Origin of the sequence: Cupriavidus basilensis, from assembly GCF_000876015.1 — a bacterium.
Taxonomy (GTDB): Bacteria; Pseudomonadota; Gammaproteobacteria; order Burkholderiales; family Burkholderiaceae; genus Cupriavidus; species Cupriavidus basilensis_B.
Genome location: NZ_BBQM01000015.1, coordinates 211211 through 233286, shown reverse-complemented (window position 1 = coordinate 233286; position 22076 = coordinate 211211). Strand labels below are relative to the sequence as shown.

The following is a 22076-nucleotide window of genomic DNA, read 5'->3' as shown; positions in this document are numbered from 1 at the left end:
CGTCATTCCTTCGGCATGCTGGCCGCGAGCTTGCGCATGACCGCCTGGCGGCCCGCGATGTCCCTGGCCCAGGCGTCGCCGTCGAGATAGGCCAGCACCGGCGCGTCGTTGCCGGCCTGGCGCAGGTAGTCGGGGTCCTTGAGCGTGGCCTGGATGGCCTGCCGCAGCCGCGCCACCAGCGCCGCCGGCACGCCGGCGGGCACGGCGATGCCGCGCTCGGCCGGCATCACGTCGTCGATGCCCTGCTCGCGCGCGGTGGGCACGTTCGGCACCGAGGCCGCGCGCCGCTCGCCCATCTGCGCGAGGATCTTCAGCGGCACGGCTTCCTTGCCCACGTCCTGCATCTCGCCGGTGGTCACGGCGGCGAAGTCGATATGGCCGCCGAACAGCGCGGTCTTGGACTGCGAGGTGCCGTTGAAGGGGATGTCGTTGAGCTTCACGCCGCCGGCGTTCTGCAGTTGCAGCAGCGCGAGATGGCCGTTGGTGCCCACGCCGTTGTGGCCGAACGAGAGCGAGCCGGGGCGCTGCCTGAGCGCCGCCACCACCTCGCCCAGCGTGTTGTACGGGCTGTCCTTGCGCGCCACCAGGATGGTCGGGTCGCTCAGCACGCGCGCCACCAGCCGCAGCGCGGCGGGATCGAACTGGGTCTTGCGGTACAGCGGCACGAACGCCATCGCCGGCAGGTTCACCACGCCGATGGTGTAGCCGTCGGCCGGCGCGCGCATCAGCCCGATGTTGGCGATCTCGCCGGCCGCGCCCGGCTTGTTCTGCACCACCAGCGTGGCGTGGCCGCCCAGGTGCTTCTGGATGAACGGCGCCATCGTGCGCGCCATCGTGTCGGTGCCGCCGCCGGCGGCGAAGCCGACCAGCACCTGGATCGGTTTGTCGTCGGGCCATTGCGCCAGCGCGCCGGCGGCGGCGCTGGCCAGCAGACAAAAGCACAAGGCACGCAGGCCGCGTTTGCTCATGATTCTTCACCGGGGCGTAGTTGGACAATGCGACAAAGATACGCAGCCCCCTCTGATGAAGAAAGCGACAAATATTCAATCCGTCACGTGAAGAAAAGGAATATGATCCGTCCCCATCGATCCGGGGGCCGCCGATGACGCTCAAGCAATTGGAAGCATTCTTCTGGGCCGCGAAGCTCAACAGCTTCGCGGTGGCGGCCAGGCGCCTGCATGTGACGCAGTCGACCCTGTCCAAGCGCATCGCCGAGCTGGAAAGCGACCTCGGCAAGCCGCTGTTCGACCGCACCGGCCAGCGCGCCGTGCTCACCGACGCCGGCGAGCAGCTGGTGGCGCACGCCACGCAGATGCTGGACATCGAGAGCCGCATCCGCGCCGACCTCGACGTGGCGGCGTCGCTGCGCGGCACCACGCGCTTCGGCATCAGCGAGCTGGTGGCCTCGACGTGGTTCCCGCGCTTCGTGGCGCGCGTGCGCCACCTGCATCCCAACCTCGCGCTGGAGCCGCAGGTGGACCTGACGCGCAACCTCGAGCGGCGCCTGGAGCGCGGCGAGCTGGACTTCGCCATCGTGCCGGGCCCGGTGCCGTCGACGGCGCTGTCGTCCGACCTGCTCGGCGAGCTGGAATACCGCTGGATGGCCGCGCCGCAGCGCCTCGCCGCCGGCACCCGGCTCACGCCCGCGCACTTCGCCGACAACCCGGTCATCATGCTCAGCGCCGAGGCCGGCCTGTCGCGCGCGCTGGAGAACTGGGCGGACAGCCAGCAGATCGTGATCTCGCGCGCGGTGGTGTGCAACAGCCTGTCGGCGGTGATCGCGCTGGTGATCGCCGGCGTGGGCATCAGCCTGTTTCCGCGCGCCTATGTCGCGCCGCTGATCCGCGCGGGCAAGCTGGCCGAGCTGTCGAGCACGCCCACGCCGCACAACCTGCGCTACTGCTTCCACTGGCGCAGCGGCGACGCGCGCTCGCTGGTGTCCACGCTGCGCGCGATCGCCGGCGAGGAGGCCGACTTCGCGGCGGCGTCGGCGCTGTGGCCGCTCATCGGCTGAGAAGTCGTTTCAAAAAGATCCTGGCGTCGTTGCGGGGCACGGCAAGTACCACTTGTACTGTCTGCGGCCCCGCGCCTGGCCAGGACCGCTTCGCTTCATTTTGAAACAACGTCTTGGGCACTGGTTAACGCCCCTCCGGGGCCGCGCCGGCGTTCGGCGTCCGCTCATTTGCGTCCGCTCACCTGCGCCAGCGCCTGCCTGACCGCCGCGACCGCGCGCGCCACATCGTCGCCGGTGGTGCGCCAGTTGCAGACCGAGACCCGCATGCAGCGCCGGCCGCGCCACGTGGTGCCGCCGAAGTAGGCCTCGCCGCCGGCGGCGACGGCGGCGATCACCGCGTCGGTGTGGCGCTCGTGGTCGGCGGCGCGCGCGCCGGCGCCCGGCGCCGGGAAGCGCACCAGCCCCTGGTTGACCTCGGAGCGCCACACCACCTCGGCGCCGTCGAGCGCGCCGATGCCATCCACCAGCGCGCCGGCCAGCGCGCTGGTGCGCTCCAGCAGTTCGGCCACGCCCTGCCGGCCCAGCTGGCGCAGCGCCGCGTAGGTGGCCACGGCGCGGCCGCGGCGCGACCATTCGGGGTTCCAGTCGAGCGCGTCGCGCGCGCCGTCCACCTGCAGCAGATAACTCTCGCGGTGCGACATCGCGGCGAAGTGCGCGGCCGGGTCGGCCACGAAGGCGTAGCCGCAGTCATACGGCACGTTGAGCCACTTGTGGCCGTCGGCCACCCAGGAATCCGCCGTGCCGGCCGCCGCCACCAGGTGGCGCAGGCGCGGGCTGGCCGCCGCCCACAGGCCGAACGCGCCGTCCACGTGCACCCAGGCGCCGCGCGCGCGCGCCAGCGGCACCAGCGCGGCGAAGTCGTCGTAGGCGCCGGTGTTAAGGTCGCCGGCCTGGAGCACCACGATGGCCGGCACGCCGGGCTCGCTGTCCAGCGCGAACTGCAGCGTGGCGGGCGCCAGCCGGCCGCGCGCGTCGGTCGGCAGGCTCACCAGCGCGCGGCGGCCCAGGCCCAGCAGCCGCAGCGCGCGCTGCAGCGAGCCGTGGTGCTGGTCGCTGGTCAGCACGCGCACGCGCGGCGCGCCCCACAGGCCGTCTTCCTCCACGTTCCAGCCGGCGCGCGCCAGCAGCGCGTGCCGCGCCGCGGCCAGCGCCACCGTGTGCGCCGTCTGCGAGCCCGTGACCAGCGCGAAGCTGGCCGCCGCCGGCAGTTGCAGCAGGTCCTTGAGCCAGGCGCCGCAGGTTTCCTCGATCACCGCCTCGGCCGGGCTGCAGGCGTGGATGGCGGCGTTCTGGTCCCACACCGAGGTCAGCCAGTCAGCCGCCAGCGCCGCCGGCAGGCTGCCGCCGATCACCCAGGCGAAGAAGCGGCCGCTGGCGCTGCGCATGAGGCCGTCGCTGGTGTTCTCGACCAGCTCGCCGATCACGCGCGCGGGATCGAGCGAGCCTTCCTGCAGCGCGGCGGCAAAGCGCGCGCGCAGCGTCTGCCGCGAGGCCGTGGCGGCCACCGGGCCGTCGGCCAGGCTGGCCAGGTAGTCGCGGGCGTGCGCCAGCGTCTGTTCGAGCAGGGGGATTTCGGTGGACTGGCCGGGGTCGTGCATCGTGTCTGCCTGCGGGCTGGGTGGTGTTGAGCGAAATGATCCTGCGCGCAAGACTAGCGGGACGATGCGCGCCGCGCTATCGACATTTCGCGGCGCTTCGTTTAGTTTTCCTCAACATGAAGACATCGCTCCCACCCCTGAACGCCCTGCTGGCGTTCGACGCCGCCGCCCGCTGCCTGAACCTGGGCGCCGCCGCCGACCTGCTGTGCGTGACCAAGGGCGCGGTCAGCCTGCAGCTCAAGCGGCTGGAACAGAGCCTGGGCGTGGCGCTGTTCGCGCGCTCGCCGCGCGGCCTGGCGCTGACGCCGGCCGGCGAGGTCTATTTCCAGGCCGTGAGCGGCGCGCTCGGGCTGATCGCACAGGCCACCGCGGCGGCGCGCACGGCCGCCGCGCCCCGGCTCGCCATCAGTTGCACGCCGGGTTTCGCCGCGCAGTGGCTGGTGCCGCGGCTGGGCGCGTTCGAGGCGCGCCACCCGCAGGTCGACCTGCGCATCAAGGCCTCCAACCAGGTGGCCGACTTCGCCCGCGACGGCATCGCCTTCGCGGTGCGCCACGGCCGCGGCCGCTATCCTGGCCTGCGCGCGCACAAGCTGTTCGACGACGACCTGAGCGTGGTGTCGGCCCCGGCGCTGCTGCGCGGGCGCCGCGCGAAACCGGCGCGGCGCGACGTGGCGGCGCAGGTGCTGCTGCACGACGAGCACCGCGGCGACTGGTCGCTGTGGCTGGCCGATGCCGGCCTGCCCGCCGCGCTGGCGCGCAAGGGGCCGGTCTTCACCGACTCCAACGGCGTGATGGAAGCCGCGCGCGCCGGCCACGGCGTGGCGCTGGTGCCGCGCGCGCTGGCGCAGCCGGACCTGGCCGCGCGCCGCCTGGTGGACTGGTTCGGCGCTGCCGCGCCGAGCGGGCTGGCCTATTACCTGGTGTATCCCGAGGCCACGCTGCACGGCGCCGGCGCGCCGGCCTTGCGCGACTGGCTGCTGGAGCAGGCCGGGCAGCCGGCGGCCGCCGTCATTCGAGACGGATGTTCGCCTTCTGGATGACGTCGCGCATCAGCGCGTCGTCGCGGCCGATCTGGGCCTTGAACGCGGCCGGGTCCTGGTAGTCCGCCTTCATGCTCATCTTGCCGAGCTGGTCCTTGTCGAGCCCGGCCACGATCTCGCGCGACAGCGCGCCGAGCCGGTCCACCACCGCCTGCGGCGTGCCCCTGGGCACGAACAGCCCGTACCAGTTGGGCACGTCGATGTCGGTGCCGAGCTCCTTCAGGGTCGGCACCGAGGGCAGGTCCGGGTTGCGCAGCGCCACCATGCTGGCCACGGCCTGCACCTGCCCGGCCTTGACCTGCGGCACCAGCACGCTGTCGTAGGCGATGTCGATGCGCCCGGACACCACCTCGGAGATCAGGTCGGCCGAGCCCTTGTAGGGCACGTGCACGGTGTTCATGCCGAGCTTCTGGTTCATCAGCTCGCCCATCAGGTGGGTCATGGTGGCCGGCCCGGCCGAGCCGAAGGTGTACTTGCCCGGGTGCCGCTTCACCTCGGCCACCACCTCGGCCAGCGTGTGGCCGGGAAAGTCCTTGCGCGTGACCATCACCGGGATCCACGAGGTGATCTTGGCCACCGGGATGAAGTCCTTCTGCGCGTCGTAGGGCGTGGCGCGCAGGTGCGGCGTCACCACGAACACGGCGGTCGGCGCCATGAACAGCACGCTGCCGTCGCCGGGGCTGCGCGCGGCGGCCTGCGCGCCGATCATGGCGCCGCCGCCGGGCTTGTTCTCGACGATGACCGGCTGGCCGAGCTTCTTGGCCAGCGCGTCGCCGTACAGGCGCGCGATGTTGTCGGCGTTGCCGCCGGCCGGATAAGGCACGATGATGCGCACGGTCTTGTCCTGCGCGCGCGCGGGCGCGGCGGCAAGCACGGGCAGCGCGAGGCCGAGCAGCGCGGCGGCGAGCTGGCGGAGGGAACGGCGGCGGTTCATGAGGTGTCTCCTGCGTTGGCGCTCTGGACGGCGCTCGGCGGTACTCGGCGGTACTCGGTGGGACTGCACGCGGCGCTAGCGCCCCTGGAAGTTGGGCGGGCGCTTCTCGCGGAACGCCTGCTGCCCCTCCCTGGCGTCCTCGGACAGGCGCATGGCGTCGAGCTGCTGCAGCGTGCGCGCATACGACTCGGCCGGGCTGGCCGGCAGCAGCTCGTGCACGAAGCGCTTGATCGCGCGTACCACCAGCGGCGCGTGGCCGGCGATCTCGTGCGCCATCTCCAGCGCCACGCCGAGCTGCTGCCCGGCGGGCACCACCTGGTTGACGAGGCCGACCTCGTAGGCGCGCGCGGCGTCGATGGTGCGCCCGAGCAGCATGATCTCCATCGCCACCTTCTGCGGGATGCGCGCGGCGATGCCGGTGATGAAGCCCTGCGTGAAGCCGAGCTTCGCCTCCGGATACATGAACCTGGTGTTGTCGGCCGCCACGGCAAGGTCGCACATGCCCAGCAGCGTGATGCCGCCGCCGATGCACCAGCCCGCCGCGGCGGCGATGATGGGCTTGTCGGTGGCGATGCCGGCGCCCGGCGTGCAGCGCCAGAACTCGGGGATGTCGTTCAGGTCCGCGCCGGCGGTGAAGGCCTCGTTGCCGGCGCCGGTGACGATGGCCACGCGCTGCGCCGAGCGGTCGAACTCGGCGAACGCGCGCTGCAGGTCCAGCGCCGTGGCCTGCGAGATGACGTTGCGCTTGGCCGCGTTGTCGATGGTGAAGACGGTGACCGGGCCATGCTCTTCGATTTTCAGGCAACTCATTGTGGTTCCTCCCCGAACCGCGCGCGGGCATCGACGGCGACGCAGCCGTCTGCGCCCAGCCTGAGCGGATTCACTTCGATCTCGAAATCGCGCTCGCCCATCTGCGCGGCGAGCGCACCGAAACGCACCAGCACGTCGACGGCGGCCTCCAGGTCCACCGGCGCCGCGCCGCGATAGCCGGCGAACAGCGGCGCCAGCCTGAGCGAGGCCAGCGCCGCGCGCGCCGCCGCGGCGCCGACCGGCGCCGGCAGCAGCACCACGTCGCGCAGCAGCTCCACCAGCACGCCGCCGCTGCCCACCACCACCATCGGCCCGAACTGCGGGTCGCGGCGCGCGCCCACCAGCAGTTCCACCTCGCCGCCGGCCATGCGCTGCAGGAACCAGCCTTCGATGCGCGCATCGGGCCGCGCGGCGGCGATGCGCGCCGCCATCGCGCCGACCGCGTCGGCCACCTCCTGCGCGCTGCGCAGGTTCAGCGCCACGCCGCCCACCTCCGACTTGTGCACGATGTCCGGCGAGACCACCTTGAGCGCGAGCGGAAAGCCCACCGACGGCGCGGCCTGCCGCGCCGCCTCGGCGTGCGCCACCACCGTGCCGGCGTTGACCGGGATGCCGGCCAGCGCGAGCAGCGCCTTGGCCGCCGCCTCGTCGAGCACGGCGGCGCCGGCCGGCAGGCTCACGGCCAGCCGCGGCCCGCCGCGCGCGGCGGCCGGCGCCGGCCGCCACGCCGACCACGCGGCCCACGCGCGCACCGCCTCCACCGCCTCGCCGAGCCCATCCGTGAACGGCTGGCCCGCCTGCGCCAGCACCGCGCGCGCGCCGTCGGCCAGCCGCGCGGGCTGCATCACGTGGATGACCGGCTTGCCGGCCTCGTCGGCGGCGCGCGCGATCCCGGCGGCCATGCCGGCCAGGTCGGGCGCGGTGGTGATGACCGCCAGGCACAGGTCGGCGCGCGGGTCGGCCATCGCCAGGCGCGTGCTCTGGTAGGCGAAGTCGGGCACCTCGGCCACCTTGGCGCCGAACAGGTCGACCGGATTGTCGGCCTGGCCGGGCACGTAGAGCGTGGCCAGCCGCGCGCGCGTGTCGGCGTCGAAGCGCGTCATCGGCAATTGCGCGGCGGCCAGCTTGTCGGCGCCAAGCGCGGCGCTGCCGCCGGAGGTGGACAGCAGCACCGTGTCGCGCACGCGGTGGCCCGGGTGGCGCGCCATCGCCGCGGCCAGCAGCAGCATGGCGAACACGTCGTCGAGCAGCACCACGTTCTCGGCGCGGCACACCGCCTCCAGCGCGGCGAAGTCGCCGGCCAGGCTGGCCGTGTGCGAGAACGCCGCCTGCCGGCCGGCGGCGGTGCGGCCGGCCTTGACCACCAGCCACGGCTTGCCGGCGGCGCGGGCGCGCGCGGCCAGCGCGCGGAAGCGCGCCGGCGACTTGATGCCTTCGATGTAGGCGCAGATCACCGCGGTGTCGGGGTCGTCGATCAGGAACTCGATGAAATCGCACAGTTCCAGGTCGGCCTGGTTGCCGACCGACACGCAATGGGTGAAGCCCACGCCCATCGCCACCGCGCGGTCGAACAGCGTGCCCATCAGCGCGCCGCTCTGCGTGACGAAGCCGATCGGGCTGCGCGGCAGCCGCTCGATCTCCAGCGCCGGCGACGAGCACAGCACCAGCTGGTTGCGCGGGCTGATGACGCCAAGGCAGTTGGGGCCGATCAGCCGCATGCCGGCCGCGCGCGCGATGGCCACGATCTCCTCCTCCAGCGCGCGCCCGGCGGCGTCCGCGTCGGAAAAGCGCGCCGTGATGACGATGGCGCAGCGCACGCCGCGCGCGGCGCACTCGGCCACGCGCGCCTTCACCTGCGGCTGCGGCACCGCCATGATGGCCATGTCGGGCACGTCCGGCGTATCGGCCACCGAGGCGTAGGCGCGCAGGCCGAACAGCGTGTCGCGGTTGGGGTTGATCGGATACAGCGTGCCGCCGAAGCGATGCCGCAGCAGCATCGCCAGCACGCGCCCGCCGAACTTGCCCTGGTCCTCCGACGCGCCGATCACCGCGACCGAGCGCGGCCTGAGCAAATCGGCCACCGGCAGCGGCGTTCTGGTCTCCTCCGGGGCGCGCATCTCAGGCCGCCATCTCGGCTTGCGCGGCCGCGCTGACCGGGCCGGTGTACTCGCCGCGCGCGGGGTAGTTGCGCGTGATGGCGAAATCCACCGAGGTCAGCAGCTCGGCGAACTGCGGCCGCGCGAACGGCATGGTCTGCACCGCGCCGTAGTACAGCGTCTGGTCGGGCCGCACCAGGAACACGCCGGGCTCGGAGAACATCGGCGGCTCGTCGATGCCGATCGAGGTCTTGCCGTGGCCCTCGGTCACGTACAGGCCCCACTGGCGCGCCACCGCCAGCGGCAGGCCGTAGCCCATGCGCAGCGCCGGCATGCCGATCTTGTCGGCCATCTTGCGCGCGCGCGGCGCGGCGTCCGAGCTGATCGCCACCACGGACACGCCGCGGGCATCGAACTCGGGCAGCAGCCGGCCCAGCTCCATCAGGTACTTGGCGCACACCGGGCAGTGGTAGCCGCGGTAGAACACCACGAGGGAAAACTGCGCCGGCGACTCGTGCTGCAACACGTAGTCGCCGTGGTCGAGCGTGGGGACGGCGAGGGCCGGGACGGCCTGGCGGGGAATCAGCATGCGGAGCACTCCGTTCTGGGGCATGGGCGGGACCGGCGCGCGCTGTCCTGCGCGCCGGAGCGGGTCGAAGCGAGGTTGGGATTCATGCTGCAGTGCACGCGGGCAAGGGCGTGGCGGGTAGCGCCACGGCGCGTGTTGCAGGCTTGAGCGGCATCGGTCATCCAGGTCTCCCTGTCGATGAAGCTACAGTAGGTGTTTCCCAAATACGGCACAACAGTTCCGTATTTGAGAACGGGCGGGGAGACGAAGCGAGGTGGCGCGAGGTAACGTGAGATGGCGCGAGGTGGCGCGAGATGGCGCGCAACCGCGCAAGCGGGAACCGGAAGCCGCGCGGAAAAAGCGGACAGCCGCGCTCAGTGCGCCCGCAGCGCGTCGACGATGCTCAGGCGCGCGGCGCGCAGCGCCGGGAGGAAGCCGCCGAACAGGCCCATCGCCACCGCGAACGCGAGCGTCTTCGCCACCACGGACGGCGTGAGGATGAAGCGGAACGACAGGTCGGCGAAGGTCTGGAAGTTGGTGGTGGAGAACGACGCGAACTGCATCAGCGCCGCGCAGGCGAGGCCGGCGACACCGCCGGCCAGCCCCAGCAGCATGGCCTCGATGAGAAACGCGCCGAGCACGTTGCTGCGCTTGAAGCCGAGCGCGTGCAGCGTGCCGATCTCGGCGACGCGGTTGGCCACCGAGGCGTACATGGTGATCATGGCGCCGATCATCGCCGCGACCGAGAAGATCACCGACAGCGTGAAGCCCAGGATGTTGATGAACGCGGACAGCGCCTTCGACTGGTCGCTGTAGAACACCTGCTCGCGCTTGGCCTCGCTGGCCAGGCGCGGGTCGACGTCGATGTCGGCGCGGAAGCCGTCGAGCCGGCCGGCCTGCGCCAGGCGGAACACCATCGCCGAATAGCTGGTGCGCCGGAACGACTGCATGAGCTGGTCGACGTCGCCCCAGATCTCGGAGTCGAAGCCGCTGCCGCCGGCGTCGAAATGCCCCACCACGGTCCAGTCGCGCTGGGCGAAGCGCAGGTGCTCGCCGATCTGCACGCCGTCGAATCCTTTGGCGATGCTGCTGCCGACCACGATCTCGGACGAGCCGGGCCGGAACAGGCGCCCGGCCACCAGCCGGACCTGCGGGCGCAGCGCCAGGCCCGCCGGCGAAACCCCGCGGATCACCACGTTGGAGGGCCGCGCCGAGCTGGCCTTGGTCAGCGAGATCAGCACCACCGCTTCCTTGGACACCCACGGGCGCCCGTCGGCGCCCGTCGCCACGGCCGGGTGCATCTCCATGATGCTGGCCTGCTCGCGCGAGATCGCGCTCTGAATCTCGGTCTCGGCGCCCTTGCGGATCACCACCACGTTGTCCTGCTCGCCGGTCGTCACCAGGGTCTGCTTGAGGCCGGCGTCGAGCATCAGCATGGTGGCGAACACGAACACCACCAGCGCCAGCCCGCCGGCCGTGAGCGCCGTGGTCAGGCGGCGTGCCCACAGGTTGCGCGCGATGTAGGAGAGCGGAATCGCCACGTCGGCTCCTTGCGCCTAGCCGATGGCCCGCAGGCCCTCGACGATGCGCACGCGCGCGGCCTGCACGGCCGGCACGATGCCGGCCGCCAGCCCCACCACGAGCGCGCAGGCCGCCTGCAGCTGCGCGGTCTCGCGCGACACGCTGAAAACCGGGAACACGCCGCCCACGGACTGCTTGAACAGGGTCGCCATCGGCGGCGTGGCGAGCATGCCGAGCGCGCCGCCGGCCACGGCGATGGCGACCGACTCGCCGAACACCAGCAGCGCCAGGAAGCCCGGCCCGAAGCCGAGCGCCTTGAGCGTGGCGTACTCCACCGTGCGCTCGCGCGCGCTCATCGCCATCGAGTTGGCCATCACCGCCATGATGATGACGATCACCACGTAGGACACCACGCGGATCGCCGCGATGATCTGGTTGGACATGGCCACGAAGCCGAGCTGGAAGGCCTGCTCGGTCTCGGTCAGGGTCTCGGCCAGGGAGTTCCTGAACACGCCGTCCACCGCGCGCGCGACCGCCGCGCCGTTGTCGGGGCTGGCCACGCCGACCACGTAGACGCCCACCTGGTCGGCCTGCCGCGGCGTGCGCTTGCGCACGGTCTCGTTGAGGTATTCCCAGTGGAACACCATCTGGCGCGTGATGGTGCTTTCGTCGCGCCCGTCGAGGATGCCGCGCACGACGAAGTCCCAGGTGCCGGGGTAGATGGTGCCCTTGAGCGGGACCACGTCGCCCACCTTGAAGCCGAACTGGTCGGCGAGCTGGCGCCCGACCAGCGCGCCGCGGCGGTCGCGCTGGTAATCGGCGCGCTGCTGCGCCGGCAGGATGAACTCGGGATAAAGGTCCAGATAGTTGTCGGAGACGGCGAACTGCGCGAAGAAGTTCTTGGGGTCGCGGTAGATGCCGCCGAACCAGTTGGAGCGCGCCACCAGCGTGACGCCGTCGACGCCGCGGATGCGGTTCTCGTAGCTCAGCGGCAGCGGGAACACCAGCGAGATGGCGTTGCGCGTCACCAGCCGCGCGCTCGACGCCGCCGAGGCGCCCGCGTACCACGCGTCCACCACGGTACGCAGCAGCCCGAACGCCAGCACCGCCACCACCAGCCCGGCCACGGTCAGCGTGGTGCGCAGCTTGTGGCGCAGCGCGTTCCTCACGATCAGCTTCAGCGCGAACATGGCATCCGTCCGCGGCGCCGCTCAGCCGGCACTGGCATGGATCAGCTCCCCTTTCTCCAGGTGCACCAGCGACTTCGCCGCGGCGGCCGCGTGCGCGTCGTGCGTGACCATGACGATGGTCTTGCCGAGTTCCGCGTTGAGCCGCTGCAGCATGGCCAGGATCTCCGCGGCCGAGGTGCGGTCGAGGTCGCCGGTGGGCTCGTCGGCCACGATCAGCATCGGGTCGGTGATGAGCGCGCGGGCGATCGCCACGCGCTGCTGCTGGCCGCCGGACAGCTCGGACGGATAGTGGCTCATGCGGTCGGCCAGGTTCACCATCTCCAGCACCATGCCGACGCGCTCGCGCCGCTGGGCGCGGCTCAGGCGGGTCAGCATCAGCGGCAGCTCCACGTTCTCGAACGCGGTCAGCACCGGCATCAGGTTGTAGAACTGGAAGATGAAGCCGACGTGGGCCGCGCGCCATTCGGCCAGCGTGGCCTCGGCCAGCCGCGTGATGTCGAGCCCGGCCACCAGCAGCTCGCCGCTGTCGGGCCGGTCGATGCCGGCGATCAGGTTCAGCAGCGTGCTCTTGCCCGAGCCGGACGGCCCCATCAGCGCGATGAAGTCGCCCCCGGCGATGTCGAGCGTGATGTCGGTCAGCACCGGCACGGTCTGCGCGCCGCGCCGGTACGACTTGGCGACGTGGCGGATGGCGATGAGCGGGGCGGCGGCGGAATGCATGCTACTTCTTCGCCACGGTGACGCTGGCGCCGTCGCGCAGCTTGTCGCCGGGCGCCAGCACCACCACGTCGCCCGGCGCCAGGCCGCCGACCGCGACCAGCTCGCCGAGCGCGGCGCCGGCCGTGACCGGGGTTTCCCGCACGGTGCCGTCCTTGCCGAGCACGTAGGCCACCTTGCGCCCGCCGCGCTCGACCAGCGCGGCGGGCTGCACCGCGACCACCGGCTTGCGGTCCTGCGCCGGCACCGGCTTGTCCAGGAAGGCGATCTTGGCGCTCATGTCGGGCAGCACGCGCGCGTCGCGGTCCACGAAGCGCACCTTGACCAGCACCGTGGCCTTGGAGCGGTCCACCGTGGGCACGATGCGCGACACGCGGCCTTCCATGCGCAGCGCCGGCAGCGCGTCGAGCTGCAGTTCGCAGGGCTGGTCCACGCTGATCTTGCCGATGTTGGATTCCGCCACGTCCGCCTCGACCTCCAGCGTCTCCATGTCGGCGATGGTCACGACGGCGCCCTTGGTGTCGGAGGCCGACGAGAACGGCGTGATGTTGTCGCCCACGTTGGCATGCCGGATCAGCACCACGCCGTCGAACGGCGCGCGGATCACGGTCTGGTCCACCGCCACCTGCGCGGCGCGCGCGTTGGCCTGCGCCGAGACGATGGCGGCGCGCGCGCTGCTGACCGACGCCTTCGCCTTGTTGTAGCGCGCGAAGTCGGCGTCGTACTGCGCCGTGGAGATGGCCTTCGGCACCAGCAGCGTCTCGGAGCGGCGCAGGCTGATCTCGGCGTCCTTCAACTCGGCGACCTGCAGTTCGTGGTTGGCCTGCGCCACGCTGACCTGCGCCGAGGCCTGCGCCAGCGACGCCTGCACGTCGCGGCTCTCGATGCGGGCGATCACCTCGTCGAGCTTCACGTGCGAGCCTTCCAGCACGCCCAGCCATTCGAGGCGGCCCTGCGCCTTCGAGCCGACCGCGGCCTTGCGCTGCGGCACCACGTAGCCGGTCGCGTTGAGCAGCGTGTAGGCCTGCGACGGGTAGGCGGAGGCGACCGTGACTGTCTCCACCGCGGGCGGCGCGGCCAGCCGGGCGCCGATGCCGAGCGCCACGGCGACGGCCACCGCCGCGGCCGCGTAGCGCAGCCACCTGCGCCGCCGGGGAACGGGAGCGAGCGGGCCGCGCTCGATTTTCAGCTTTGCCAGATCGTGATCAGCCAATTTCGGGCCTTTTTCTGCCGTTGGACGGTAACGTCGGGGATGTCGCGGCGCACCGGCGCGGGTGCCGCCGGACGAACGGCACGCCGCGGGGCACGCCGGGCGACGCATCGGACAATACATCGAACGACGCACCGGCCGGCATGCCCGCCGGCATACCCGCGCGCCGCGCATGGGAAGGGCGCCCCAGTATAGTGCCGTGCCCGGGCGGTGCTGGCAACACCACATCGAACATCGCGGCGGCTTGTCACATCCTGTTGCACGGCGGCCGCTCCCCCTCCCTCCCCGGCCCCGCGCCGCGCCCGGCAAAGGCCGCGCCTAGCGGATACACTACGCGCCGGATGATTTCCGCAAAAACGGGAGGGGATGCGATGGATCTGGGATTGCAGGACAAGGTAGCGATCGTCACCGGCGGCTCGCAGGGCATCGGCAGGGCCGCCGCGCTGCGGCTGGCGCAGGAAGGCGCGGCCGTGGTGCTGGCCGCGCGCGGGCGCGAGCGGCTGGACCAGGTGGCGGAGGAAATCCGCGCGCTGGGCGGGCGCGTGGCGGCGGTGCGGGCGGACGTGAGCCAGGCCGGCGACTGCGCGCAACTGGTGACGGCCGCGCTCGACGCCTTCGGCCGCCTCGACATCCTCGTCAACAACGCCGGCACCTCGGCCACGGGCGCGTTCGAGAGCGTGTCCGACGAAGCCTGGCAGGCCGACTTCGAGCTCAAGCTGTTCGCCGCGATCCGGCTGGCGCGGCTGGCCATTCCCCACATGCGGCAGCAGGGCGGCGGACGCATCATCAACGTCACCAACATCGGCGCCAAGCAGCCGCGCGCCAGGTCGACGCCGACCACCGTCACGCGCGCCGCCGGGCTGGCGTTCACCAAGGCCCTGTCCAAGGAATTCGCGCCGGACAACATCCTGGTAAACACCGTGTGCATCGGCCTGATCCGCGCGGGCCAGCACGAGACCAAGGCCGCGCAGGCCGGCATCCCGGTCGACGAGCTCTATGCCCGCATGGCCGGCGACATCCCGCTCGGGCGCGTGGGCCATGCGGAGGAAGCGGCCAACGTCATCGCCTTCCTGGCCTCGCAGGCGGCCAGCTACGTGACCGGCACCAGCATCAATATCGACGGCGGCACCTCGGCGGTGCTGTAGCGGCCCGCCGCGCGGCGCGGCGCTACGCCTGCGGCGCCTGCCCGGCCTCGCGCAGCACCTTGCCCGGGTTGAGCAGGTCCAGCGGGTCCAGCGCCTGCTTGAGCCGGCGCAGCAGGTCCATCTCCACCGCGCTCTTGTAGCGCGGCAGCACGTCGCGCTTGAGCTGGCCGATGCCGTGCTCGGCGCTGATCGAGCCGCCGTGCGCGTGCGCGCTGTCGTGCACCACCTCGTGGATCTCGTCTTCCACCGCGAACACCGCGGCGGCGCTCTGGTGCGGCGCGTGCGAGACGTTGTAGTGCAGGTTGCCGTCGCCCAGGTGCCCGAACACCACCGGCCGCACGCCGGGAAAGCGCGCCTCCAGCGCCGCCGCCGTGCCGCGCACGAACGCCGGGATGCGCGAGATGGGCACCGAGACATCGTGCTTGACGTTGCGGCCGTCGCGGCGCTGCGCCTCGCCCAGCGCCTCGTCGCGCAGGCGCCACAGCGCCTGGCTCTGCGCCAGGCTTTCGGCGATGACCGCGTCGGTGACCAGGCCATCCTCGAACGCGCTGCCCACCACCGCCTCGAAGCGCGCGCGGGCGTGTTCCTCGCCCTCGCCGTCGGACAGTTCCAGCAAGGCGTACCAGGGATGGTCCAGGTCCGGCAGCGGGATCGGCTGCTCCGGCACGTGGCGCGCGATCAGGCCCAGCGCGGTGTCGGAGATCAGCTCGAACGCGGTCAGCGCCGCGCCGAAGCCGGCCCGCGCGTGCGACAGGAAGGCCACCGCGTTGCCGATGCACGGAAAGGCCAGCAGCGCGGTCTGCTGCGTGGCCGGCAACGGATACAGCCTGAGCGTGGCCGCGGTGATGATGCCGAGCGTGCCTTCGCTGCCGATGTAGAGATCGCGCAGCGCATAGCCGGTATTGTCCTTGCGCAGCCCGCGCAGGCCGTCCCAGACCGCGCCCTCGGCCGTCACCACTTCCAGCCCGAGCGTGAGCTCGCGCGCGTTGCCGTAGCGCAGCACCTGGGTGCCGCCGGCATTGGTGGACAGGTTGCCGCCGATGGTGCAGCTGCCCTCGGAGCCGAGGCTCAGCGGAAACAGCCGGCCCGCGTCGCGCGCGGCCTGCTGCACGCTGGCGAGCACGCAGCCGGCTTCCACGGTGATGGTGTCGTTGTCCGTGTCGATGGCGCGCAGGCGGTTCAGCCGCCCCAGCGACAGCAGCACCGCGCGGCCGCTGGCGTCCGGCGTGGCGCCGCCCATCAGGCCGGTATTGCCGCCCTGCGGCACCACCGGCACGCGGTGCGCGCGGCACAGCCGCACCACCAGCGCCACCTGCGCCGTGTCGGCGGGCCGCGCCACCGCGAGCGCCCGGCCGTGCAGGCGGCCATGCTGGTCGGTGAGATAGCCGGCCGCGTCGGCGCCGGCCAGGACATGCTGCGCGCCGAGCCCGGCGCGCAGCGCTTCCAGCAAAGAAGAGGTCATGGGCAGGCTTCCTTCGCGCCGCGGCTGGCTCAGCCCGGCGCCTTGCGGTACTTGTCGTGCAGCTGGTGCAGCAGCGGCGTGGGCGTCATGCCGTTCTTCTTCTCCACCTCGATCAGCCAGCCGGTGCGGTGCCAGTCCTGCACGATGCGGTCGATCGCGGCCTGCGCGTCGGCCTCGCCCCGCCGCACCCAGATCACCGACGGCGACGGGATCAGGTCGCGCGGCGAGACGATCTCGTAGCCGCTCCAGTCCGCGTTGTGCTCCACCAGGTCGCGCAGGGTCGGGCTCACGTGCACCGCGGCCACGCAGTTGCCGCCGCGCAGCGCCAGCAGCGACTCGGGCTGGCCGCGGAAGGCCTTGATCTGCGCGCCGTACTGCTCGATCAGCGGCTTGGTGAAGTTGCTGCCCTGCGAGACGCAGACCGGCTTGCCGCGCAGGTCCTCCCAGCGGGTCACGCCGCTGCCCTTCCTGGCCACCGCCGCGCCGCCGACTTCCTCGAACGGCGTGGGCACGAAGGTCAGGATCTCGCTGCGCTCCTGCGTCCACTGCATGTTGGCGATCAGGATGTCGACCTTGCCCTGCTGCAGGAACTGCACGCGGTTGGATGGCTGCACCTGCACCGTCTCCAGCGCCACGCCGAGCCCCTTCGCCACGCCCTCGGCCAGGGTCACGTTGTAGCCGACGGGCTTCTGCGTGGCCGGATCGAGCGTGCCGAAAGGCGGGCCGGAAAGAATCACGCCGGCCACGAGCTTGCCGCGCTGGCGGATCTTGTCGAGCGTGGCGTCGGCGTGGGCGGCGGCGGCGGCCAGCGCGAGGCCGGCCAGCAGCGCGGCGCGCAGAACGCGCGAGGTCGCGCCGGAACGGGGAAGAGTCGGCATCGGCAATGTCATTTCGTGGTCTGCGCCAGCGGCGCGTGATCGAACTCGCCCTGCTGCGCCTTCTGGTTGCGCAGCCTGATGTAGGCATCCGGCACGCCGTACTTCTGCGCGGTGCGCAGCAGCAGGCCGGAGCGGTGCCAGTCGCGGACGGCCCCGTCGACGAACGCCTGCGTATCGGCCTCGCCGCGGCGCATCCAGACCACCGTGGGCGACGGGATCAGCTGGTCCGGCGTGGCCAGCTCGTAGTCCTTCCACTCGGCGGCGCCGTCGCCGTGCAGCTTCTGGTAAAGCGCCGGCTGCACGTGCACCGAGGCCGCGCACGAGCCGCCCTTGAGCGCCAGCAGCGATTCGGGAATGCCGCGCAGCCCCTTGACGATGGCGCCGTAGGTCTCCTGCAGCGGCCGGGCGAAGTTGCTGCCCTGCGAGACGCACGCCACCTTGCCGCGCAGGTCTTCCCAGCGGTGGATGCCGCTCGCGCGCGACACCATCGCCGCGCCGCCCACGAGATCGTAGGGCGTCGGCGCGAACGACAGGATCTCGCTGCGCTCCTGCGTCCACTGGATGTTGGCGATCAGCACGTCCACCTTGCCGGTGTTGAGGAACTGCACGCGCGTGTTGGCCGTGACCGGCACGGTCTCCAGCTGCACGCCGAGGCGCCGCGCGAGATCGGCCGCCAGATCGGTCTGGTAGCCGCCGACCTTGCCGCTGGCCGTGTCCATGAAACCGAACGGCGGGCTCGCGCCGTCGATGCCGACGCTGATCCGGCCGCGCTGACGGATCTTGTCCAGCGTGGCGTCGGCATGGGCGGCGCCGGCCATCAGGCAAAGCAGCGCAGCCAGCACCACGGTGGCGCGGGCGGTGCGGGCAGCGGGCGGAAAGCGGAAGACGGAAGAAGGCATGCGGGCCGCGCGGCGAGGCACGGGAAAAGGGGGGAACGGACAGGCAAGCGGGCATCTTGCGGGATCGCGCCGGCGGCGACAACAAAGCGTTTCGGATATGGATATGCGCGCCGCCCCACCGCCGTGGGGAGCCGCCCCGGGCGGCATCCGCATACACTGGCGCACGGGTTTCGCGCCGGCCGCGGCCGGAACCCGGTCCCGCCTCTGCGCAGCCTCACGTGTTGTCCTTACCGCCAAGAAAGGAAGAACCATGAAGCGATCCGTCCGGGTGCTACCCCTCGGCTGTCTTGTCCTGTCCGCCTGCACCACGCAGCTCACCCACGAGCAACTGGCCAGCCCCGGCGCCCAGCCGGCCGAGCCGGGTTTCTCCTATTACCTGCCGCGCCAGCGCTACACCGTCACGGCGACCTACGAGCTGCAGGCCTGCCAGCCCAGGATCGAAGTCGTGCAGCGCGCCACCATCGTCGAAGCGTCGGTCGCGGATCCGGCGCAGCACTATTCGCTGCCGCTCCAGTCGCTGAGTTCGGGCTGGAAGACCACCACGCTGACCGCGACGGTCTACGACAACCAGACCCTGCACACGGTCGGCGCGCAGGCCGAGGACCGCTCCGCCGCGGTGGCCAAGGCCGTGGTCGGGACGGCGCTCGGCGTGGCCCGGATAGTGGCTGGCATCCCCACCGCGGCCGTGGCGCCGCAGCCCTGCAGCCCCGGCATCCTGGACGCCCTGAAGACCGTGCAGGGCAGCACGGCCCAGCTCATCGACCCCGGCCTGGACGACAAGGGCCGGGCCAACGTGGCGGCCGCCGTCACCGCCGCGCGTGCCGTGCTGACCCTCACCCGGACCTACACGTTCGACCCCGACTGGAGCGAGGCGAGCCGGCGCATGGTCCATGCGCCGGCCGCGGGCGATCTCCAGGCCTGGTTCAGGAAGGACTATCTCGACGGCGCCGCCCGGCTGCCGGCGTTCACCACGGTGATCCGGCTCCGGGCCGTGCCCCCAAAGCCCGCGGAGCCGGCCCCCGAGTGGAACGGCAAGGGCATCGTCTACCGCGAACCCGCCCCCATCGCCGTCGAAGTCGCCACCGGCAAGAGCGACGGCACGCCGGAACGCCTGCTCGCTTCCGTGGAAACCCGCGCCGGCCAGTTCGGGCGGCGTCTCGTCCTGCCGCTCAGGAACGGCCCGTTCCAGAAAAACAACCTGTCCCTGAGCTTTGCCGCCAACGGCCAGCTGGAGAGCTTCACCTACGGCCAGGAGAGCACCATCGAGAAGATCGCCTCGTCGGCCTCCGACACCTCGGCCTCGGTGGAAGGCTACCTCGCCAAGAAACGGGCGGCCGATACCGCCGCGGCCACGGCGGCGGCCAGCGCCGAACTCGATGCGCTCAAGGCGCAGACCGCGCTGCTCAATGCCAGGAGCGACAAGATCGAAGCCGAACAGCGGCTGACGGGACTGGGCGGGGACTAGCGCGCGCGGCGCGGGAAGCGCCGCCCGCTCACACCGTCGCGCAGCGCCCGGCCCGCAGCAGTTCCTGCGTGTAGTCATGGCGCGGCGAGGAAAACACCTCGCCGGCCGCGCCGTGCTCCACGATGCCGCCCCGGCGCATGACGATGACCTCGTCGACCATCGACGCCATCACGTTCAGGTCATGCCCGATGAAGATCAGGGTCAGGTCGCGTTCGCGGCGCAGCCCGGCCAGCAGCGCCAGGACCTGATTGCGCACCGTGGCATCCAGTGCCGACACGGGCTCGTCGCAGACAAGCAGGCGCGGATTCATGGCGAGCGCGCGCGCAATGACGATGCGCTGCCGCTGCCCGCCCGAGATCTGGTGCGGAAAGCGCGCCAGCAGCGACGGCTCCATGCCGACCTCTTCCAGCATGGCGGCGCAGCGGCGCAGCAGCTCGCGGCCGGTCAGCGCGCGGTCCTGCGCGAGAAGCGGTTCCGACAGCGCCTGCAGCAGCGTGCGCCGCGGGTTCAGGCTGCCGGTGGTGTCCTGGAAGACATACTGGCAATGGCGGGCGAATTCCCGGCGCAGGCGCTTTTCGGCCGGGTTCATGCCGAAGACCCGGACCTGCCCGGCGCTGGGCGTCAGCAGCCCCATGATGGTGAGGGCCAGCGTGGTCTTGCCGGAGCCCGATTCGCCGGCGATGCCCAGGGTCATGCCCGCGTGCAGCCGCAGCGCCACGCCGTCGAGCACGCGCTTGGGGCGGAACCGCCCGTAGTCCACGCAAAGGCCGGCGATATCGACCACGACGCCGCCGGCGGCCGGCATGCCGCGCCGGCTGACGGAGAGCCCGGCATGCGCATCGAGCAGGGAGCGGGTATAGGGATGGCGCGGCGCATCGATGATCTGCCGCGTGCCGCCCTGCTCGACCAGGTGCCCGCCGTACATGACGGCGACGTGATCCGACATTGCCGACACCACGTCCAGGTCGTGCGAGATGAACAGCATGGCCATGCCGCGCCGGCGCTGTATGTCGCGCAGCAATGAGAGGATCTGCGCCTGCGTGGTGACGTCCAGCGCGGTGGTCGGCTCGTCCGCGATCAGCAGTTCCGGCTCCGCCGCCAGCGTCATGGCGATCATGGCGCGCTGCTGCTGCCCGCCCGACAGCTCGAACGGGTAGCGGCGCAGCATGCCGGCCGGGTCGGGCAGGCCGACCTCGTCCAGCAGGCGCGCGGCCCTGGCCCGCCGGTCCGCCGCGCGTTCGCCGTCGACCGGCTTCAGGCTCTCCAGGATCTGGGACCCCAGCGTCATGATGGGATTCAGCGACGTCATCGGGTCCTGGAACACGATGCCGATCTTTTTGCCCCTGATGTCCTGCCAGCCGGGCTCGCCCAGGTGCATGAGCTCGGTGTCCCGATGGCGGATGCTGCCCGTGGCGGCGATGCCGTCGGGCAGCAAACCCATGCAGGCCAGCGCGGTCAGCGACTTGCCGCTGCCGGACTCGCCGATCAGGCCGACGGACTGGCCGGGATGGATGTCCAGCGTGACATCGTGCAGCACCGGCTTGCCGCCGTGATGCGCGCACAGGGACCGGATGGATAGAAGGGGAAGAGAATGCACGTCGGTCATTGGCGGGAAACCTTGGCCAGACGCGGGTCCACCCAGCGCAGCAAGGCGTCCGCCGCGAGATTGGCAAGAACGATGAAGGCGGCGATGGTCATGATGGAGACCTGGATCACCGGATAGTCGCGGCTCAGGATCGCCTCGAGCGTCAGCCCGCCGAGCCCCGGCAGGGAGAACAGCGCTTCCATCGTCAGGGTTCCGCCCACCAGCCCTCCCAGGATCACGCCGGACAAGGCAATCACCTGCGACAGGCAGTTGGGCAGGACATGCCGCCAGGTGACGCGCCACGCGGACAGCCCCTTGGCGCGCGCGGTGCGCACGAAGCCGGAGCGCGTGGTTTCCTTGAGCTCCTCATAGAGCGGCTTGGCGATCTGGCCGGCGATGTCCAGCCCGAGAATGAGCACCGGCAACAGCATCTGGCCCCGGATGGGCAGCCACCGGAGCCAGATCGAGAACACCAGGATGCCCAGCGCGCCGGTGCAGAACGTGGGCACGGCAATGGACCAGATGTTGATCGCCTCGATCAGCGCGCCCAGGCCCAGGCGCTGCCAGGTCAGCGCCAGGATGGCCAGGCCGATGCCCAGCGCCAGCCCGACGGCCAGGCTCAGCAGCGTCAGGCGCAGGGTGCGCGGCAGCGCTTCGGCCAGCATCGTGGCGACCGGCGCGCCGTAGCGCATCGATTCCCCGAACTCGCCATGCGCCGCGTGCGCGAGCCAGCGCTCGAACTGCACGGCGGGGCTGCGGTCCAGCCCTAGGTCCTTGCGCAGCGTGGCGAGCTCCTCGGCCTTGTAGTCCCCGCGCGCGGCGTAGTAGTCGGTGATGTCGCCGGGCGTGGCGCGCACGAGAAAGAAGATGACGAACGAGATCGCCGCGACGGTGAGCAACTGGCGGCCCAGATGCATGATGGCTTCGAGCATGGGATGCATGGT

The 22076-nt window shown here is 71.7% G+C and carries 19 protein-coding genes; 4 read left to right on the top strand and 15 right to left on the bottom strand.

What is annotated here, in order from left to right:
- Nucleotides 1-2: 2 nt before the first annotated feature.
- Nucleotides 3-968, bottom strand: coding sequence for a tripartite tricarboxylate transporter substrate binding protein (locus KF708C_RS14985; protein ID WP_059412428.1), 966 nt, complete (start codon nucleotides 966-968; stop codon nucleotides 3-5).
- Between the two features lie 134 nt (nucleotides 969-1102).
- Here KF708C_RS14985 and KF708C_RS14980 point away from each other — a divergent pair, with 134 nt between their 5' ends.
- Nucleotides 1103-2014 carry a LysR family transcriptional regulator gene (locus KF708C_RS14980; protein WP_020202384.1) on the top strand — a complete coding sequence of 304 codons (912 nt, stop codon included), beginning with the start codon at nucleotides 1103-1105 and terminating at the stop codon, nucleotides 2012-2014.
- A gap of 164 nt (nucleotides 2015-2178) precedes the next feature.
- Here KF708C_RS14980 and KF708C_RS14975 read toward each other — a convergent pair whose 3' ends face one another.
- Nucleotides 2179-3612 carry a pyridoxal phosphate-dependent decarboxylase family protein gene (locus KF708C_RS14975; protein WP_059412427.1) on the bottom strand — a complete coding sequence of 478 codons (1434 nt, stop codon included), beginning with the start codon at nucleotides 3610-3612 and terminating at the stop codon, nucleotides 2179-2181.
- Nucleotides 3613-3728: 116 nt separating this feature from the next.
- Between KF708C_RS14975 and gcvA the strand changes: the two genes are divergently transcribed.
- Entirely contained in the window at nucleotides 3729-4652 is a 924-nt protein-coding gene (gene gcvA, locus KF708C_RS14970) for a transcriptional regulator GcvA (protein WP_059412426.1), read from the top strand.
- Here the strand turns inward: gcvA and KF708C_RS14965 are convergent.
- The 8 genes from KF708C_RS14965 to KF708C_RS14930 form a co-directional block, all read right to left on the bottom strand.
- A complete protein-coding gene (locus KF708C_RS14965) occupies nucleotides 4621-5586 on the bottom strand; it encodes a Bug family tripartite tricarboxylate transporter substrate binding protein (RefSeq protein ID WP_059412425.1) in 966 nt (321 codons plus the stop codon). The genes gcvA and KF708C_RS14965 overlap by 32 nt on opposite strands.
- Nucleotides 5587-5661: 75 nt before the next feature.
- The gene (locus KF708C_RS14960) at nucleotides 5662-6396 is read right to left on the bottom strand and encodes an enoyl-CoA hydratase/isomerase family protein (protein ID WP_059412424.1); all 735 of its coding nucleotides are present in this window, start codon (nucleotides 6394-6396) and stop codon (nucleotides 5662-5664) included.
- A complete protein-coding gene (locus tag KF708C_RS14955; RefSeq protein ID WP_059412423.1) occupies nucleotides 6393-8513 on the bottom strand; it encodes an acetate--CoA ligase family protein in 2121 nt (706 codons plus the stop codon). The genes KF708C_RS14960 and KF708C_RS14955 overlap by 4 nt, the downstream gene beginning before the upstream one ends.
- A gap of 1 nt (nucleotide 8514) precedes the next feature.
- Nucleotides 8515-9081: a peroxiredoxin-like family protein gene (locus KF708C_RS14950; protein WP_020202391.1), complete on the bottom strand. Its 567-nt coding sequence runs from the start codon at nucleotides 9079-9081 to the stop codon at nucleotides 8515-8517.
- Between the two features lie 353 nt (nucleotides 9082-9434).
- Complete coding sequence (locus tag KF708C_RS14945) at nucleotides 9435-10601, bottom strand: ABC transporter permease (RefSeq protein WP_059412422.1); 1167 nt, start codon at nucleotides 10599-10601, stop codon at nucleotides 9435-9437.
- Nucleotides 10602-10616: 15 nt separating this feature from the next.
- The gene (locus KF708C_RS14940; protein WP_020202393.1) at nucleotides 10617-11771 is read right to left on the bottom strand and encodes an ABC transporter permease; all 1155 of its coding nucleotides are present in this window, start codon (nucleotides 11769-11771) and stop codon (nucleotides 10617-10619) included.
- Between the two features lie 21 nt (nucleotides 11772-11792).
- Complete coding sequence (locus tag KF708C_RS14935; protein ID WP_059412421.1) at nucleotides 11793-12491, bottom strand: ABC transporter ATP-binding protein; 699 nt, start codon at nucleotides 12489-12491, stop codon at nucleotides 11793-11795.
- Nucleotide 12492: 1 nt separating this feature from the next.
- Nucleotides 12493-13701: an efflux RND transporter periplasmic adaptor subunit gene (locus KF708C_RS14930; protein ID WP_059412420.1), complete on the bottom strand. Its 1209-nt coding sequence runs from the start codon at nucleotides 13699-13701 to the stop codon at nucleotides 12493-12495.
- A gap of 368 nt (nucleotides 13702-14069) precedes the next feature.
- Between KF708C_RS14930 and KF708C_RS14925 the strand changes: the two genes are divergently transcribed.
- Nucleotides 14070-14843, top strand: a complete 774-nt coding sequence (locus KF708C_RS14925; protein ID WP_029043464.1) for an SDR family NAD(P)-dependent oxidoreductase — start codon at nucleotides 14070-14072, stop codon at nucleotides 14841-14843.
- A 22-nt stretch (nucleotides 14844-14865) separates the two neighbouring features.
- On the opposite strand, the gene KF708C_RS14920 is transcribed toward KF708C_RS14925, so the two are convergent.
- Genes KF708C_RS14920 through KF708C_RS14910 form a run of 3 tightly spaced genes read right to left on the bottom strand, consistent with a single transcriptional unit; the run spans nucleotide 14866 to nucleotide 18082 of the window.
- Nucleotides 14866-16305 carry an FAD-binding oxidoreductase gene (locus KF708C_RS14920; protein ID WP_059412419.1) on the bottom strand — a complete coding sequence of 480 codons (1440 nt, stop codon included), beginning with the start codon at nucleotides 16303-16305 and terminating at the stop codon, nucleotides 14866-14868.
- Between the two features lie 29 nt (nucleotides 16306-16334).
- Nucleotides 16335-17183 (bottom strand): transporter substrate-binding domain-containing protein, encoded by an 849-nt coding sequence (locus KF708C_RS14915; protein ID WP_059412418.1) that lies wholly within the window; start codon nucleotides 17181-17183, stop codon nucleotides 16335-16337.
- 8 nt (nucleotides 17184-17191) lie between these two features.
- Nucleotides 17192-18082, bottom strand: coding sequence for a transporter substrate-binding domain-containing protein (locus KF708C_RS14910; protein WP_059412417.1), 891 nt, complete (start codon nucleotides 18080-18082; stop codon nucleotides 17192-17194).
- A 250-nt stretch (nucleotides 18083-18332) separates the two neighbouring features.
- Between KF708C_RS14910 and KF708C_RS14905 the strand changes: the two genes are divergently transcribed.
- Nucleotides 18333-19547: a hypothetical protein gene (locus KF708C_RS14905; RefSeq protein ID WP_059412416.1), complete on the top strand. Its 1215-nt coding sequence runs from the start codon at nucleotides 18333-18335 to the stop codon at nucleotides 19545-19547.
- A 28-nt stretch (nucleotides 19548-19575) separates the two neighbouring features.
- On the opposite strand, the gene KF708C_RS14900 is transcribed toward KF708C_RS14905, so the two are convergent.
- Both KF708C_RS14900 and KF708C_RS14895 read right to left on the bottom strand, forming a co-directional pair.
- Nucleotides 19576-21153, bottom strand: a complete 1578-nt coding sequence (locus KF708C_RS14900; RefSeq protein WP_063923012.1) for a dipeptide ABC transporter ATP-binding protein — start codon at nucleotides 21151-21153, stop codon at nucleotides 19576-19578.
- Nucleotides 21150-22073 carry an ABC transporter permease gene (locus KF708C_RS14895; RefSeq protein WP_059412414.1) on the bottom strand — a complete coding sequence of 308 codons (924 nt, stop codon included), beginning with the start codon at nucleotides 22071-22073 and terminating at the stop codon, nucleotides 21150-21152. Before KF708C_RS14895 ends, KF708C_RS14900 begins: the two co-directional genes overlap by 4 nt.
- Between the last annotated feature and the right edge of the window lie 3 nt (nucleotides 22074-22076).